General features: G+C 69.2%; 15 protein-coding genes. 5 read left to right on the forward strand and 10 right to left on the reverse strand.

The window, feature by feature from the left end; translation table 11 throughout:
* Positions 1-173: 173 nt before the first annotated feature.
* Together AAFO60_RS15560 and AAFO60_RS15565 are read left to right on the forward strand one after the other, a co-directional pair.
* Positions 174-1,430: a hypothetical protein gene (locus AAFO60_RS15560; RefSeq protein ID WP_347957181.1), complete on the forward strand. Its 1,257-nt coding sequence runs from the start codon at positions 174-176 to the stop codon at positions 1,428-1,430.
* A complete protein-coding gene (locus AAFO60_RS15565; protein WP_347957129.1) occupies positions 1,427-2,764 on the forward strand; it encodes a lipase family protein in 1,338 nt (445 codons plus the stop codon). Before AAFO60_RS15560 ends, AAFO60_RS15565 begins: the two co-directional genes overlap by 4 nt.
* Positions 2,765-3,495: 731 nt before the next feature.
* On the opposite strand, the gene AAFO60_RS15570 is transcribed toward AAFO60_RS15565, so the two are convergent.
* Positions 3,496-4,323 carry a sigma-70 family RNA polymerase sigma factor gene (locus tag AAFO60_RS15570; protein WP_347957130.1) on the reverse strand — a complete coding sequence of 276 codons (828 nt, stop codon included), beginning with the start codon at positions 4,321-4,323 and terminating at the stop codon, positions 3,496-3,498.
* A 106-nt stretch (positions 4,324-4,429) separates the two neighbouring features.
* Here AAFO60_RS15570 and AAFO60_RS15575 point away from each other — a divergent pair, with 106 nt between their 5' ends.
* Positions 4,430-4,888: a carboxymuconolactone decarboxylase family protein gene (locus tag AAFO60_RS15575; RefSeq protein ID WP_347957131.1), complete on the forward strand. Its 459-nt coding sequence runs from the start codon at positions 4,430-4,432 to the stop codon at positions 4,886-4,888.
* Here AAFO60_RS15575 and AAFO60_RS15580 read toward each other — a convergent pair whose 3' ends face one another.
* The 5 genes from AAFO60_RS15580 to AAFO60_RS15600 all read right to left on the reverse strand — a co-directional run bounded on the left by AAFO60_RS15580 (position 4,889) and on the right by AAFO60_RS15600 (position 9,992).
* Positions 4,889-5,752 carry an SCO6745 family protein gene (locus AAFO60_RS15580; protein WP_347957132.1) on the reverse strand — a complete coding sequence of 288 codons (864 nt, stop codon included), beginning with the start codon at positions 5,750-5,752 and terminating at the stop codon, positions 4,889-4,891.
* A gap of 101 nt (positions 5,753-5,853) precedes the next feature.
* Complete coding sequence (locus AAFO60_RS15585) at positions 5,854-7,434, reverse strand: class I adenylate-forming enzyme family protein (protein WP_347957133.1); 1,581 nt, start codon at positions 7,432-7,434, stop codon at positions 5,854-5,856.
* Positions 7,431-7,898, reverse strand: a complete 468-nt coding sequence (locus AAFO60_RS15590) for a MaoC/PaaZ C-terminal domain-containing protein (protein WP_347957134.1) — start codon at positions 7,896-7,898, stop codon at positions 7,431-7,433. The genes AAFO60_RS15585 and AAFO60_RS15590 overlap by 4 nt, the downstream gene beginning before the upstream one ends.
* Positions 7,895-8,761, reverse strand: a complete 867-nt coding sequence (locus AAFO60_RS15595) for a MaoC/PaaZ C-terminal domain-containing protein (protein WP_347957135.1) — start codon at positions 8,759-8,761, stop codon at positions 7,895-7,897. Before AAFO60_RS15595 ends, AAFO60_RS15590 begins: the two co-directional genes overlap by 4 nt.
* 10 nt (positions 8,762-8,771) lie before the next feature.
* A complete protein-coding gene (locus AAFO60_RS15600; protein WP_347957136.1) occupies positions 8,772-9,992 on the reverse strand; it encodes a CaiB/BaiF CoA transferase family protein in 1,221 nt (406 codons plus the stop codon).
* A 107-nt stretch (positions 9,993-10,099) separates the two neighbouring features.
* On the opposite strand from AAFO60_RS15600, the gene AAFO60_RS15605 reads away from it, so the two are divergent.
* Positions 10,100-10,771, forward strand: coding sequence for a TetR/AcrR family transcriptional regulator (locus AAFO60_RS15605; protein ID WP_347957137.1), 672 nt, complete (start codon positions 10,100-10,102; stop codon positions 10,769-10,771).
* Here AAFO60_RS15605 and AAFO60_RS15610 read toward each other — a convergent pair.
* The 4 genes from AAFO60_RS15610 to AAFO60_RS15625 form a co-directional block, all read right to left on the reverse strand.
* Complete coding sequence (locus tag AAFO60_RS15610) at positions 10,720-12,195, reverse strand: APC family permease (protein WP_347957138.1); 1,476 nt, start codon at positions 12,193-12,195, stop codon at positions 10,720-10,722. The two genes, AAFO60_RS15605 and AAFO60_RS15610, sit on opposite strands and share 52 nt — an antisense overlap.
* Before the next feature lie 800 nt (positions 12,196-12,995).
* A complete protein-coding gene (locus AAFO60_RS15615) occupies positions 12,996-14,519 on the reverse strand; it encodes an MFS transporter (RefSeq protein ID WP_347957139.1) in 1,524 nt (507 codons plus the stop codon).
* Positions 14,520-14,527: 8 nt separating this feature from the next.
* Positions 14,528-15,067: a TetR/AcrR family transcriptional regulator gene (locus AAFO60_RS15620; protein WP_347957140.1), complete on the reverse strand. Its 540-nt coding sequence runs from the start codon at positions 15,065-15,067 to the stop codon at positions 14,528-14,530.
* Positions 15,068-15,163: 96 nt separating this feature from the next.
* A complete protein-coding gene (locus tag AAFO60_RS15625) occupies positions 15,164-15,736 on the reverse strand; it encodes a TetR/AcrR family transcriptional regulator (protein ID WP_347957141.1) in 573 nt (190 codons plus the stop codon).
* A 49-nt stretch (positions 15,737-15,785) separates the two neighbouring features.
* Here AAFO60_RS15625 and AAFO60_RS15630 point away from each other — a divergent pair, with 49 nt between their 5' ends.
* Complete coding sequence (locus AAFO60_RS15630; RefSeq protein ID WP_347957142.1) at positions 15,786-16,592, forward strand: acyl-CoA thioesterase; 807 nt, start codon at positions 15,786-15,788, stop codon at positions 16,590-16,592.
* The last annotated feature ends 20 nt before the right edge of the window (positions 16,593-16,612 follow it).

Consider the following 16,612-nt stretch of genomic DNA (forward strand, 5'->3'; position numbering starts at 1 on the left):
TTTGACCTGCCCACTTGCTGTGTGACGCGGCATTTTTCCAGCTGCCGAATGTCCGATGTGACCATTTGGTGATGTGACATCGTGATGTTTCACTGACCCGAATCAGTGGATGAGACGACTCCGCTGAACAGTATCAGCGCGGCGGGTGCCGCAGGAGGTGACCGGTGAAGTCGATGCGCGCAGTGGCGAGGTGGAAGGCCGGTGCGGCGATGGTCGCCGCGGCAGCGCTCCTGATCGGTTCGGCGGCCACGGCACCGCAGGCGCGAGCCGTCGGCGCCGTCGACCGGTATTTGAACCTGCCGATGGTCAACCGCGACGCCGCGCACGGACCGGGCGGGGTGAATCCGAAACTGCCGACGGACCCGAAGGTGCTGAAGGGCCTGCTCGACGAGGCGCGCGAACGAGGGGTCGCGCCGACGTCGTACCAGGCGCTGCTGCTGCAGTACCGGCTCGCGGACACCACGGCCGCCGCAGGCATCGACCTCAAGTCGTGGAACCCGCGGGCCGGTGTCAGCGCCAACCGGGGCAATCTCGCCAAGTCGTACCAGTTCTACAAGAACCTGCAGCTCAAACACCGCGAACTGCAGTGGGCCGGCATGGGCGGCCTGGTGGGGGCCGACTTCGGCGGCGGGCTGCTCGACTTCGAACTCGCCACCGGCGTCTACGAGTTCACTCGCCTGGCACCGGTCGCGAACGCCATCGTCACCGAGACCAACCGGGCCTTCGGCCCGGCGACCGACCGGCTGCCCAGCGGTCTGCGTGCGCTGGCGCGCGTCGGCGCGACCATCACCCCGGCCGACCTCAAGCACGTCCAGGCCTCGATCCTGGTCATGCAGAAGAACATCTTCAGCGACCTGATGCCCATGCACCGCGCATACGTGACCGGCGGTCTGCCCGCCCTGCGCGAGATGCACCGCGCGGGCCTGTTCCCCGACGACATCATGACCTCCTGGGAGCAGATCGCGAGCAAGACGCCCGACGGCATCGCTGCGGGCAACGCGCGCCTGCTCAAGCGTGAGCAGGGCGACGTCATCAACAAGCAGTGGGACGCGGTCCGGGCCTACCGCGGCGACGTCGGCGAGGCCATGACCTACGCGAGCACGCTCGCCGGCTCGCCGTCGGTCGCGGGCGTCCCGCCGTTGCGGTCGTACCGTCCGCTGCAGTTCACCGGTCGGACCGCCGACGGTCGGACCGTCGCGGTCACCCTGCCGCTGCCCTCGTGGAACTGGTCGGTGTTCGACGAACGCTGGGCCTACATCACCGACGAACTGCTGCCGAAGTACCGGTACCAGGTGGAGAACCGCTGGCCCGAGCTGCGCCGCGAACTGGTGATGCCCGCCGATCCGCAGATGGAGCAGCACCGGCCGATCTGGAATGTCCTGCCGATGATGCAGTCGGCGCTGGAGACCCTGAAGGTGGAGATCAAATGAAGTCGCTCGGTCGTCTCATCGCCGTCGCCGTCGCCGCGGTGGTCGGGGCATCGTTGATCGCCGCCCCGGCAACCGCCGGCCCGCCCAATCGGACGCCGCAACTCGGCGAGGTCTTCAACGGCTTCGTCGTCGAGGCGTTCACCTCCGGGCGGATGGGCACCCCCGACGAGGTCGTCAAACCGCTGCTGTCCACCGACCCGTTCTACCGGGAGCCGAAGCTCACCGGAACGGAGAAGCCGGGCACGCTGCTCAAGGCCAAGCCGGTCAAGGTCCAGTTCATGGGCTTCCAACCCGGCAACGTCGACGCGTACAAGATCATGTACGTCACCACCGCGCTCGACGGCACCCCCGACATCAGCACCGGTCTGATCATGATTCCGCGCGACGGCCGCAAGAACGCCGACCGTCCGATCGTCAGCTACCAGATGGCCAACGACAGCGTCGGCGGCAACTGCCATCCGTCGGCCATGTGGACCGGCGCCGATCCGATGGACGGCGCATCGTGGTCGGCGCTGGGGCCGCTGGCCCAGATGTTCGGCAAGGGTTACGCGGTGGTGATGTCGGACGTCGGCAACAACGGCGATCCGCGTCCGCACGGGGTGTTCGCAGGCAAGTACAACGCGCGGACCAGCCTCGATGCGCTTCGTGCCGCGCTGGCGGTCGACGACGCCGGTTTGTCGAAGACCGCGCCGATCGGCATGTTCGGCATCGCCGGCGGCGGCGTCGGCACCGGGCACGCGCTGGAGATGAAGGACCAGTACGCGCCCGAGCTCAACATCAAGGCCGCCGTCATGGAAGGCATGGTCTCCAACTACCGCAACTTCATCGCGACCGCTGACGGCTCGGTGGGCTCCGGCTTCGCCATGGCCACGCTACTCGGCCTGGAGCCGGCGTACCCGGACATGCGCGTCGACGACCACCTCACCGACGCCGGCCGCAAGGTCGCCGACTACTACCGCACCCAGTGCCAGACCCCCGCATACTTCACCCTGCCGCTGGTGCCGCTGAACACCCTGTTCAAGGGCGGGCAGTCGCCGGCGAACATCAAGGCCTTCCAGCGGGCGTACGACGACAACATCATGGGCCGCGGCACCCCGGCCAAGGGCGTCCGCACGCTCATCGCCTCCTGCCGGGCCGACGACTCGCCGATGTCGCTGGTGCCGGCCGCCGACTCGCGCAAGCTGACCCGTGAATGGCGCAGCCGCGGCGGCAAGGTCGACTACCAGCCGACCGATTGCAGCATGGTCAAGTTCATCACCGACGCCTACGGCTGGGGCACCGACCTGTTCGGCATGCAGACCGTCGACTGGCTTTCCGCGCGACTGTCGGAGTGAGTGCGGGGGTCTCGATACGCCGCCTCGCTTCGCTCGGTGGCTACTCGACCAGCCTGTTCCTAGGGTTGTCGAGTAAGCGGAGGAGCGGAGCGGGGGAGCGCATCGAGACGATGGTGTGGGGGTCTCGATACGCTGTCTCGCTTCGCTCGGTGGCTACTCGACCAGCCTGTTCCTAGGGTTGTCGAGTAAGTGGAGGAGCGGAGCGGGGGAGCGCATCGAGACGATGGTGTGGGGGTCTCGATACGCTGTCTCGCTGCGCTCGGTGGCTACTCGACCAGCCTGTTTCCAGGGTTGTCGAGTAAGTGGAGGAGCGGAGCGGGGGAGCGCATCGAGACGATTGGTGCGGGGGTCTCGATACGCTGTCTCGCTGCGCTCGGTGGCTACTCGACCAGCCTGTTCCTAGGGTTGTCGAGTAAGTGGAGGAGCGGAGCGGGGGAGCGCATCGAGACGATTGGTGCGGGGTCTCGATACGCCGCCTCGCTTCGCTCGGTGGCTACTCGACCAGCCTGTTTCCAGGGTTGTCGAGTAAGCGGAGGAGCGGAGCGGGGGAGCGCATCGAGACGATTGGTGCGGGGGTCTCGATACGCCGCCTCGCTTCGCTCGGTGGCTACTCGACCAGCCTGAAAAGGGCCGGCGCCTACTCGACCAGCCTGTTCCTAGGGTTGTCGAGTAAGCGGAGGAGCGGAGCGGGGGAGCGCATCGAGACGACGGCGCCGGCGCAGAGCGGAATGTCAGAGGGTCGTCACCTCGACGACGGCCAACTCCGCTGCGCGGAGCGTCGCGTCGACGCCGCAGATCCGCCCCTGCGGGGTGAACGAGACGTCCATGACCAGCAGCAACCGGCCGTCGCGGGCGCCGGGGACCGGGACGGCGATGCCGACCTTGCCGTCGAGCGTCGCGGTCAGCGCGGTCTTGGCGCGGAACATGAACGCCTCCGCGATCGCCGGCCCGCCATGCACCAGCGCGGGCGGCTGGTCGTCGGTGAACGTCCGGAAGACGGCGTCGGGATCGAGAAGCTCGACCAGCGCGGAGAAGTCGCCGTCGCGCGACGCCGACAGGAAGGCGTCGACGGCGTCGGCCCGCCGCGAACCGGTCGCCGGCTCGGGCGAGGCGACACGACGACGCGCCCGGCCGGCGACCTGACGGGTGGCCGCCGGCGTCTTGCCGAGGATCACCGCGACGTCGTCGAAGGGGACGCCGAACACGTCGTGCAGCACGAACGCCACCCGCTCGGCCGGGCCCAGGGAGTCAAGCACTGCGCCCAGTGCGGCGCCGACGGCGTCGGCCAATTGGGTCTGCGCCTCCGGACCCGGCATCGGATCGACGGGCTCGACGGCATCGATCGGGGCACTGTCACGGCGGGCGCGCAGCATGTCCAGACAGATCCGCGAGACGACCGTCGTCAGCCACGCGGTGGGGCGCTCGAGGTCTGCCGGTGCCGCGGCGCTGCGAATCCACGCCTCCTGCACCGCCTCCTCCGCGTCGGCGGCCGAGCCGAGGATCCGGGTCGCCACCCCCAGGAGCTGCGGGCGCGCCGCGGTGAAGATCTCTTCGTCCATGTGTCACATCCTTGTCTGCTGTCGCGTCATATGGGTGAGGGGAGCGAATGCTTCGCCTGTGACAGTCCGGTGATCGCACCGGCCCAGACACGAGGAGAGAACCACCATGACCGCTCGGATGACCAACCCCGCCATGCTTCTGCCCGGCGTCTTCGACGCCCTGATGGCGATGCACAAGTCCGTCGCCGACACCGGCCTCCCGCAGGATCTGTGCGAGATGGTCAACATGCGCGCCAGCCAGCTCAACGGTTGCAGCACCTGCCTCGACGGCCACTGGCGGCTGGCGCGCCGGTTCGGCGTCAGCGACGAGAAGCTGTTCGCGGTGGGCGCGTGGCGGGACTCGCCGTACTTCACCGAGGCCGAGCGCGTCGCACTGGAGATGACCGAGGAGCTGACGCACCTGTCGATCAAGCCCGAGGCCGTCTCCGACGACCTGTGGGAGCGGGCGGTCGAGGCCTTCGACGAGGCGCAGCTCGCGGCCCTCGTCGTCGCCATCTCCACGATCAACTTCTACAACCGCGTCAACCACGCCACCCGGCAGGAAGGCGGTTCGTGGAAGCCGTGATCAGGCCTTCTTCCTGGTTCCGGGCAGGACGCCGGCGTCGAGGATCGGTTTGACGAACGGGCGGGTCCGGTCGATGAGATCACCGAATCCGGCGGGCAGGCTCGCGCCGGTGACCTCGTCGGTCCGATCCTCGAGCAGCCGGTACAGCTCGTAACCGGCGGCGGTGAGACGGTGGCTGTCGCCCTCGATCTCGACCAGCCCGCGCGAGGCCAGCCGGTCGAGGGCGCCGGCCCAGTCCTGGTCCGACAATCCGCGGGTCAGCTGGAACATCCGCCGCCCCATCACCCGCCGCGGCACGGCCGGATCGGGCAGTTGGGCCTCGTGGAAGACGCCGGCGTCGATGCCGTCGAGGCCGTGGCTGACGAGCTCGGCGATGTGGTTGTCGCCCCGCCACTCCCGCAGGATCGACAGGTGACGCCACAGCGCCAGGTGCGGCTCGCTCGGTGCGGGGCTCGCCGCCCACGCCGCACCGAGGGGCCGACCGGAACGCGGCAGGTCGGCGACGACGGCCTCGTACTCGGGCAGCAGCGGCGCGAGGTCGTCGCAGGCCGTGCCCAGGATGGCGCGGTACTGCTCGTCGAGCATCGCGTAGCGCGCGGCGTCGATCGCGTCCAGGCCGACGGCGACGGCCCGCTCCCATGACGCCTCGATCAGGTCGGGGGAGAAGTTGTAGAAGGCGGCGGCGACCACGGCGCCGGTGGTCTCGCCGAGCGGCCGGGCCCGGGCGCCGACATAGAACGCGTGCGGATCGATGCCGAGGGACTCCTGGGCGCTGCCGAGCCCCGGATTGAAGTAGGCGAGCACATGAAAGGGCTCGAGGGACTCGTAGGCGCGGCGGGCGAGGGCGGCGTGAGCGGAGGTCATCGTCCCACCATGCCACCTCGACGACGGCCGCGCGGGCGATGCATCGTCGTGGCATTGATTCACGTGAAACATCGCCCGCGCGTGAGGCATTCGGTGCCGCGTCAGCTCGCGAACGCGTCCGCGAATCGATCGGCGGCCATCGCCCGCAGCGCCATCCGGTCCACCTTGCCGACCGGCAGCAGCGGGAGCGCGTCCATCATCACGAACCCCTTGGGCACCTTGTAGTTCGCCAGCCGGTCGCGGCACCACTGCGCCAGCTCGTCGTCGCCGACCTGCGCCGGGTCGGCCTCCAGGTAGGCGATTCCGACCTCGTCGAACACCGGGTGCTTGACCGGGACGACGGCGGCCAGACGCACGGCCGGATGCTCCTCGAGGACCAGCTCGATCTCGCGCGGATAGGTGTTGTAGCCGCCCGACTTGAAGATCTCCTTGGTCCGCGCCACCAACTGCATGTTGCCGTCGGCGCGGATCAGCCCGACGTCGCCGGTGGCGAAGAAGCCGTCGGCGGTGAACGAATCGGCGGTCGCGGCGGGGTTGTCGAAGTATTCGAGCAGCAGCCCCGGGTGCTTGACGAGGACTTCGCCGGTCTGGCCGGGCGCGACCTCGTCGCCGTGCTCGTCGACCAGCCGGAACTCGATGTCCGGGATCGGCCGTCCGACGGTGTTCGCCAGTTGCTCGACGTCGGCGTCGAGGTCGGAGTAGGTCACCGAGCCGGTGATCTCGGTCATCCCGTAGGTGGTGCCGACGTGAAGGTCGCGGCTGCGCAGACGCCGGATGATGTCCGCGGGCAGCGGACCGCCGCCCCAGCTCACGTACCGCAGGCCCGACAGGTCGAAGGAGTCGATGTCGGGACGCTCGAACAGGATCTTCAGCGTGGTCGGCACCTGCATGAAGGCGTTGACGCCGTACTCGGCCACCGAGTCGAGCATCGCGCGGGCGTCGAAGACGTCCTGGAAGACGATGGTCCCGCCCTGGATCAGCGGGGTGCAGCAGAGGTCGCCGACCCCGCCGATGTGGTTGATCGGCAGGTTCGCCACCACGCGCAGCGGCGCGACGGGCGCGCGGTGCGCCTGGATCTCGAAGCTGCGCGCCAGCCCGCCGTGCCCGAGCACCGCGCCCTTGGGGCGGCCGGTGCTGCCGGAGGTGTAGACGATCAGCGCGGGGGAGTCCGCGCGAATGCCCTCGCGGGCCGCCGCGAGCGCAGCGGCGTCGACCGCGGTGCCGCGCGCCAGGAAGGCGTCCCAGTCCTCGGCGCCCTCGGCGGCGGGCGCGTCGAAGACGATCGGCGACAACCCGTGCGGGGCGGCCAACGCCGACAGCGTCGGCGCGAAGTCCTGGTCGCCGAACCGGCCCATGCCGATCAGCAGCGACGGTCGGCTGTTGTCGACGTTGTACGCCAGCTCGGGGAGCCGGTACTTCGGGTTCAGGCCCAGCCACACCGCGCCGATCGAGAGCGACCCGAGGAAGGTCAGCCAGAACGTGCGGCTGGGGTTGGCCAGCACCGCGACCCGATCGCCGGGGCGCACCCCGGAGGCCAGCAGCGCGGCGGCGACGCGGTCGACCTCGACGGCCAGCTCCGCGTAGGTGAGCGTCTGGTCGCGGTAGACGACGGCGGGTGCGTCGGGCGTGTGCTGCGCCCAGTGCGCGAGGTAGTCGGGGACGGTGGGCAGGTGCGGGATCATCGGGTGGTTCCTTGGTTGAGCTGGGGCGCGATGCGCAGTAGGAGGAGGTCGGCGACCATGCACGGGCGCTCCTGCCCCTCGACCTCCATCGTGTTGCGGGTGGTGACGAGGGTGCCGGACGGATGATCGGCGGCGGCCAGGATCTGGCAGTGGACGCGGATCCGCTGACCGAGCAGGAGCGGGGCGGGGAAGCGGACGCGGTCGAGGCCGTAGTTGAAGCCGTACTCGCCGTCGGCGCCGCCCGCGCCGTACTTGAAATGGAAGTAGAGCAGCATGCTGACCTGCCAGAAGCCGTCGACGAGGTCGGCGCCGAGCGGATTGTTGTGGCTGACGGTCAGATCGACGTGCTCGGGGTCCAGGTAGGTCGACCACGCGAACTGCTGCAGGTGCTCGCGGTCGAGGGTGAACCAGTCGCTGAGGAAGTAGTCGTCGCCGGGAGCGGGCCGCGTCGGGTCGGTGGTCATGCCGGGTCTCCGATCAGCAGGATGCCGTCGGCGAGGGCGACCTCGCCGCTGTCGGTGAGGACGTCGAAGTGCACGGCGCCGTCACCGGTGGAGTCGAAGACGCGGACGGTCATCGTCGACGGGCACAGCACCATGCCGGTGAGGCGAGCCTGGAAACCGCGGACGCGGGTCGGGTCGCCGCCGCATTCGTGGCGTGTCAGCGACGACACCGCGTAGGCGATGTTTCCGGTCCCGTGCAGGATGAGGCCGGGGAAGCCCGCAGCGGTCGCGACCTGCAGGTCGGTGTGGATGATCCCGTAGTCACGGGCGCACTCGGAGAACACGTACGGCGCCAGCGGGCCGATCTCGATGTCCTCGGTGCGGACGGGTTCGGCGCCGGCGGCGGCGGTCGAGAGCCGGACCTCCGGCGGCAGCACGTCGCCGTCGGCGTCGACGCCGAGGAAGTTGGTCGCCGTGTACGACGTCGCGACCGCGGTCCCGGCGTCGTCGACGGTGTCGATCCGCATGGTGATCTTCGCTCCTGCGCGACGGCGCTCGACCCCGACCACGGTGGCCGTCGACGACAACGCGTCGCCCGAGCGCAGCGGTCGGTGCAGCCTGGTGGAGTTGAACGAGTGCACCCCGCGCACGCGCTCGGCCGGGGTCAACGCCTCGAGATGGGTTTCGTGGAGCAGGTCGATCGCGTCCCATTCGAGATGGGAGACGTAGGCGGCGTGCGCGGGGAGAGGCGTGTCGCCGCGGTTGTCGAAGTAGCGGGGATCGGAGTCGCCGACGGCGGCGAAGTAGTTCATCACCCAGCGGTCGTCGAGGACGTCGCTGGCGGCGGGCCCGGTCAGGCCCGCCATGGTCTGCAGTACCGGCACGGATAGCTCCTCACAGGTCGGCCTGCGCGGAGCACAGGCGGTCGATGGTGGACGGGTCGAGATCGGTGAACGCGCACAGCACCTCGCGGGTGTCGCGGCCGAGTCGGGCCGCGGTGTGCGGTCGTGGCATCGGGTCGTGCGGCGCCGTCGAGGGACGGACCCGGATCGGGCTGGCGGGAACGGTCACCTGAGCGCCGTGCCCGTCGTCGACGAGCAGCGGCATGCCGCGTGCGGCGGACTGCGCGGAAAGCAGGGCCTCGGCCGGAGACCGCAGCACCGCCACGGGCACGCCGTGCGCGAGGAAGGCGGCGCAGGCCTCGTCCCGACCGCGAGCGGCGAGCCAGGTCTCCAACGGTTCGCCGATGACGTCGTCGTACCGGGCCGACCGGTCGGGCCCGGTGGCCAGTCCGGGGTCGTCGGCCAGGTCGGGGCGACCGATGGTCGCGCAGAAGCCGCGCCACTGCCGATCGGTGGTGACGTCGAGGAAGAGGTGGCCGTCGCGCGTCGGATACACCCCGTACGGGCAGAAGTAGTCGCGGCCGTCGGGCACCGCGTCGGTGTCGGTGCTGATCGCGGTACTGCTGCGCAGTTCGTTGAGCGAGAGCATCGAGTCGAACATCGAGATGTCGACGTGCGAGCCCGCGCCGGTTCGCGCCCGCTGCAGCAGCGCCATGCTCAACCCCGCCAGGGCGTGGAGCGCCGGGACCATGTCGCCGACCGGCAGGCCGATCGATCCGGGCAGATCACCGGGAACCCGCGGGTGCGGCGGCGAGTAGATGCCGGACTCGAACTCGGCCACCGTGTTGTAGGCGGGACGGTCGCGGTCGGGCGACGGGGTGTGTCCGAAACCGCTGATCGAGCAGTACACCAGGCCGGGATTGAGCCGGTTCAGCCGGTCCGCACCGAAGCCCAGGCGTTCGAGGACGCCGGCGCGGTAGTTCTCCACCAGCACGTCGGCGCCCGCGATGAGCGAGGCCAGTGCGGCACGACCGTCGTCGGACTTGAGATCGAGGACGACGCTCTGCTTGCCGCGGTTCATCCGCAGATGGAAGGCGCTGACGTCGCCGTCGGCCGCGGGCACCCAGGGGCCGATGCGACGGGTGTCGTCGCCGGCGGGGGACTCCACCTTGATGACGGTGGCGCCGGCGTCGGCCATCAGCATGGTCGCGTACGGGCCGGCGATGTACTGGGTCAGGTCCACCACGCGGATCCCGGACAGCGGCAGGCTCATCGCCGACCACCGCCGCAGGTCGGGCTCCCGGTGGGCGGGAGCCGTCGGCCGGTGCCGACGGTCTCGATAGGCTGATGACTGTCATGTTCATCGGGGAGGGAGACGGCGTGGGAGCCACACGGGCCGCGGCCGCGGGGAACGGAATTCGCATTCCGACGCAGGCGCGAGGCAAACGCACCTTCGCGGCGATCCTCGAGGCGACGGCCGAACTGCTGGTCACGGACGGCATGGATGCGGTGAACACCAACGTCATCGCCAAACGCGCCCACGTCAACGTGGCGACCGTCTACTCCTACTTCCCCGACAAGACCGCGATCGTGCGCCAGCTGGCCCAGCAGTTCGAGGACGAGCGGTTCGGTTACGTCGAGGAGATGGCCCAGCGGTTCGGGCGCGACGACTGGCGCGAGTGGTATGCCACCGTCATCGACCGGTTGGCCCAGTTCCGGCTCGACGTTCCCGGCGCGGTCGAGATCCGCAAGATCGTCCGCAGCAGCATCGACCTCCGCGAGATCGACGAGGAGTCGACCCGCGGGGCGATCGAGCTGATCGTCGTGCGGCTCAGCGAGCTGAATCCGGAGCTGAGCGGTGCGCGTGCCCGCGCCGTCGCCGGGGTGGTCGTCCGCACCATCACCGAGGTCATCGACAGTGCCTTCGCCACCGATCCGCCCGACATGGCGCTCGTCGAAGAGCTGAAGGTGATGGTGATCGGCTACCTCGAGCAGTACCTTCACGGCGCGTCGACCGTCGTTGCGGGCGTGGCCGACGACGTCGACGACTGAGTCGGCTCCTGCAACTGGGCGTAGTGCTCGCCGAGCAGTCCCTGCAGGCTCTCCTCGGCGGTCTGCTTGCGCGGGGCGGCGAACCAGAAGATGGCGCCGAGGCCCCAGGTCGCGAGGATCATGATGTACTCGGCCGGCCACAGCAGCTGCATCGACGAGCCCGGCGTCAGGCTGGCGACGATCAGGCCGACGCCGACCAGCGCGCCGATTGCGGGAACCCAGGAGAATCGGACCAGGTAGGGGCGTTCCAGGTTCGGGTACTTGCGACGCATGCGGTAGAACGCGGCGACGGTGAAGATCCACACCAGTGAGACGTTGACGCCGCCGATGTCGAGGAACCAGACCAGGCCGCCGGGGCCGATCCAGCCGAGGGCGAGGCCGACGACCGCGGTGAACAGCAGGGCCGGGCGCGGCGCGCCGGTCTTCTCGTCGACGCGCGAGAGGAAGCTCGGCAGCAGTCCGACGCGGGCGAGCGAGAAGATCAGGCGCGACACCGAGGAGAAGACGGCGATGAAGGTGGTGAGGATGCCGATGACGCCGATCACGAATGCGGCCCACGAGATGATCGGGAAGCCGGCGACCTTGAAGGCCTCGATGGTGCCGCTGTCGAGCGCCGCGGTCTCCTGCCAGGGCAGGACATAGCCGGTGGCCGCGAAGATGGCGGCGTAGAAGGCGCCGGCGATCATCACGGCGATGACGACGATCTTGCCGATCCGGCCGGCGGGCACGTTGGCCTCCTCGGCCATCACGGCGACGATGCTGAAGCCGGTGAGGAAGCCGAGTGCGGGCAGGATGAAGGTGATCGACTGTGCGATGGGTGAGGTGTCGCCGGTGACCGTCGAATCGAACATCGGCCAGAAGTTGTCGATGGACCCGGCACCGAAACCGACGGCGATGACGACCGCGCCGATGACGAGCATCGCGATGAACAGCATCAACTGGAGACGGAAGCTGAGGCTCGCGCCGAACCAGTTGAGGGCGAGCATCACCAGCATCAGGCCGACGCCGAGTGCCAGGACCGGCAGGAACACCGTTTTCCCGCCGACGGAGTAGAGCGGGATCGAGTTCATCCCGGGTGCGACGGTGCTGATGAGGAAGCCGGTCGCCGTCACGTAGAAGGCGACGATTCCGGTGAAGATGCTGATCAACAGCCATCCGACGGCGAAGCCGACGCCGCGGTTGAAGGCCACGTAGCTGAACACGAGTTCTCCGCCGGCGCGCGGGAACATCGAGGTCAGCTCGCTGATGGCCAGAGCGACGCAGCTGGCGAAGACGGTCGCCAGGATCATGCCGATCAGCGTGCCGCCGAGGCCGAAGTTCGAGAAGAACTGGCTGGTCAGGTAGAGGAAGCTCGATCCGATGATGCCCGCGGCCCCGACCGCGACCAGTGTCATCGGACCGATGGTCCGCTTGAGTTGTGCCATGGGAGATCCGTTCCCTTCGTGCGGGCCGATCGCCCGCCGCAAGCCAAACATAAGTAATTACTTATGTTTGCACTGTAGAGTGGATCACATTGAGATGTCAAGAGTGGTGGCCGACCCAGCTCGGAGGTGGGGCGTGTCGCCTCAGGGTTGTCGAGTAGCCATCGAGCGCAGCGAGACGGCGTATCGAGACTGGGGCATCTCGATACGCTCGCTCACTTCGTTCGCGGGCTACTCGATGAGCCTGGGACGTGAGCTGCGCGAGGTGTCTGGGGTGCGGGCTGCGCGATGCGTGTGGTCGGCTGAGGCGTGCCGTTGCAGGGTTGTCGAGTAGCCATCGAGCGCAGCGAGACGGCGTATCGAGACTGGGCCATCTCGATACGCTCGCTCACTTCGTTCGCGGGCTACTCGATGAGCCTGGGACGTGAGCTGCGCGAGGTGTCTGGGGTGCGGGCTGCGCGATGCGTGTGGTCGGCTGAGGCGTGCCGTTGCAGGGTTGTCGAGTAGCCATCGAGCGCAGCGAGACGGCGTATCGAGGCATCTCGATACGCTCGCTCACTTCGTTCGCGGGCTACTCGATGAGCCTGGGAAGCGAGCTACGCGAGGCGCTTGGGCTGCGCGATAAGCCTGGGAAGTGAGCTGCGCGAGGTGCCTGGGGTGCGGGTTGCGCGAGGTGTCTGGGGCGTCGGCTGGGGCGTGCGGTTTCAGGGTTGTCGAGTAGCCATCGAGCGCAGCGAGACGGCGTATCGAGACTGGGCCATCTCGATACGCTCGCTCACTTCGTTCGCGGGCTACTCGATTACTTACAGCCGCGTGCTCGCGGGGACCACCCAGTAGACGGCGGCGGCGACGGCCAGCATGATGAGCCCGCCGGTGAGGCTGGTGACCTGCATCGATTCGGTGAATGCGGCGCCGGCTTCGTCGGCCAGCTCGGGGAGGCGAAGCTGCTCGGCGACGCCCGCGGCGGAGCCGATCGACTCGCGGGCGGCCTCGTGCAGACGCGGGTCGAGGGCGTCGAGTTGCCCGGAGGCGTCCAGGCGGCTGCGGTACAGCACCGCGGCGATGCTGCCGAGCAGGGCGACGCCGACGACGCTGCCGAGCTCGTACGACGTCTCCTCCATCGCGGCGGCGTTGCCTGCCCGATCCTCGGGACTGCCCGACATGATCAGCGCCGAACCGATGGCCAGTGCGCCCATCCCGACGCCGACCAGACAGAGCGACACCACGGCCGAGGCGTAGTGCAGCTCGCCGGGAACCAGGTAGACGACGATCATGCCCAGACCGGCCGCCGCGATGCCGCCGACGATGACCGCGCGCGGTCCGATGCGTTCAGCCAGTGCGGGCGCCGCCAACGACGCGACCGCGGCCGACAGCGCGAGCGGTACCAGCTGAAGGCCGGCGCGGATCGGTGAGCTTCCCTCGACCGCCTGCAGCCACTGTGCGAGCAGCAGCAGGGCGGCGGCCATCGCGAACATCGAGCCGAGCGCGGCGATGATGCCGCCGGTGAAGACGCGGCTGCCGAACAGGCCGAAATCGAGCATCGGTCGTTCTTGGCGCCGACTGCGGCGCACGAACAGGACCAGCAGGGCGACGCCGCCCAGGAAGGCGGCCCAGCCTCCGGGACTCGCGAGGGTCGACTCGGCACCGAAGTGCTTCACCGACCACATCAGCAGCACCATCCCGGAGAACGACAGCGCGATGCCGACCCAGTCCCACACTCCGGGATCGGCCGAACGGGACTCCGGCAGCAGGAGGACGCCGGCGACCACGGCCAGCGCCATCAGGGGAACGTTCACCAGGAAGGCCGACTGCCAGGAGAAGTGCTCGACCAGGAAGCCGCCGATCAGCGGGCCGATCGCGGCGCCGAGGCCGGCGACCGACGCCCACACCGCCAGTGCGCGAGCGCGCTGGCGCGGGTCGGTGAACAGTATCCGGATCATCGACAGGGTGGCGGGCATGATGAAGGCGCCGCCGATGCCGAGCAGGGCCCGCACGCCGATCACCGCGGTCGCCGTGTCGGCGACCAGGATCAGCAGCGAGGCGCCGCCGAACACGGTGTAGCCGGCCAGCAGCATGCGCTTGCGGCCCCAACGGTCGGCGAGGGAGGCCGCTGGGACCAGCAGGCCGGCGAGCACGAGCGAGTAGACGTCGACGATCCACAGCAGTTGATCGGCGCTCGGGCGCAGTTCCTCGGACATCGCGGGCAGTGCGATGTTGAGGATCGTCATGTCCATCACGATCACGAGCAGGCTGGCGCTCAGCACCGCGGTCGCGATCCAGGCGCGGCGGGTCGAGGGCCCGGTGTCGGTGGGCGAGAGGGTGCTCATGGTGGACGTCATTCCTGCGCCATGAAGGGCGCGACGATGGTGTGCAGGGTGGTCTTGGAGATCGCGGTCCCGTGCAGGGCCGCGTGGACGGTCACGCCGTCGGCGAGGACGGCCAACCCGAGAGCGTTGTCGGGGCCGACGTAGCCGGTGAGGATCTCGATCAGCCGGTTCTGCCAGCGCAGGGAGAGCTCGCGCAGGTCTGGGTCGAATGCGGCCGCAGACATCAGCGAGACGTCGGCGGCGACCTTCCGGCCGTCGGTCAGATACTCGTGCATCTGCTCCACCAGGGTCTCGATCGACCCCTGCGAGTCGGCGAGCCCCCGTTCGACGATCGCGAGGTCGGCGTCGATCTCGGCCGCCAACTTCTCCAGCGCCTGGGTGCGCAGATCGTCGATCGAGGTGAAGTAGGCCGTGGTGGAACCCAGCGGGACGCCGGCACGCTCGGCCACCCGGCGGTGGGTGAGCCGATTGGGGCCGGATTCGACCACCAGGTCGGCGGCCGCCTCAAGAATCGCTTCGCGCCGCGCCTGCGGGTCCTGTCTGGCCACGGTTCCTCCCGAGTCGCTCGCCGCCCAATTCTGTACGGATGTACATGTACGTTTGTACAGAATCGGAAAGCGGCGTGCATCGATCGGTGAGGGACCTCACTCGTCGGCCGGACGTCCCCACGTGTCGTGAACGTGTGCCACGAGCGCATCGAGCGGCGCGGTGGACCGCTGTGCGCGAGCGGTGATGATGGCGCCTTCGAGGGCGGCGACCAGCATCTCGCCAGCATGCGCGGCCTGGGCGGCGGGCAGCCCGTCTCGCGCGAAGGCGTCGGCGACCTGGCGCGACATGTCGGCGAAGGCCGCCGCGGCCCGGTGTGCGGCCGCCGGGTACTCGGCGGCGGCCGTTGCGGCCGCGACCAGCGGGCAGCCGAGGTCGTAGTCGCTGTCGACCAGGATGCGCTTCCACTGTTCGGCGACGGCGGTGAGCCCGGCGACGGTGGGCATGTCGGCCAGTGCGCGGGCCAGCAGCGCGCCCGCGAACCGGCCGGCCTCGGCGGTCGCCGCTTCCAGCAGCTCCGCCTTTCCCTCGGGAAAGTGCTGGTACATCGACCGGCGGGCGACCCCGCTGTGGGCCATCAGCTCCGACATGCCGAAGCCGTCGGCGCCCTTGCTGCGCAGCAGGGTGATGGCCGACATCAGCAGTCGGTCGCGGACGGGAGGGGTGGCCATGACCACATACTACTCGTATGTAGAACGATCATTCTGCTACCGTCGCGACATGACTCACGTTTTCGACGAGGCGATCGCGTCGACCCCGGTCGGCCCCGCGGCCGACGGGGTGCGCACCGCTCAGACCCACCCCGCGTACAACAACATGGTCGGCCCGTTCGGCGGCATCACGGCCGCGGCCGTCGTCCGCGGCATCGCCGAGCACCCCGACGTGCTCGGCGACCCGCTCGCGCTGACCGTCAACTACACCGCGCCGATCGCCGAGGGGAGTTGGCGGCTCGAGTCGTCGCCGGTGCGGACCAACCGCACCAACCAGCACTGGACGTTCACGATCGTGCAGGACGAGCAGATCGTCGCCACCGGTACCGCGGTGTTCGGCATCGTCCGCGACACATGGGCCGACACCGAGTCCGCACCGCCCGCGGCGCCCGCGCCCGAGGAGGTGGCGCCCAGCGAGTACGTCGAGTTCATCGAGTGGGCCAAGAACTACGACAAGCGCTTCGTGGTCGGCGGGCTCGACGTCGGCCGGGCCGACGATTCGACGTCGACGCTCTGGCTCCGCGACCGACCGGATCGACCGCTCGACTTCCCCTCGTTGACGGCGATGACCGACGTCTTCTTCCCGCGGGTGTTCCTGCGGCACGGCACGTACATGCCGGCCGGGACCATCTCGCTGACCACGTACTTCCATGCGACCGCCGACGAGTTGGCGGCGCACGGCTGTGCCCACGTCCTCGCGACGGCGAAGGCCGCCCGCTTCGGCCACGGGCACTTCGACCAGTACGGCGAGATCTGGTCCGGCGACACGCTCCTGGCGACGACTCACCAGCTCGTCTACTTCAAAGACCCGTCCTGACGCCGGTCCGGGGGCGAGAT

This window comes from Gordonia aichiensis (genome assembly GCF_039946255.1).
Classification (GTDB): Bacteria; Actinomycetota; Actinomycetes; order Mycobacteriales; family Mycobacteriaceae; genus Gordonia; species Gordonia aichiensis_A.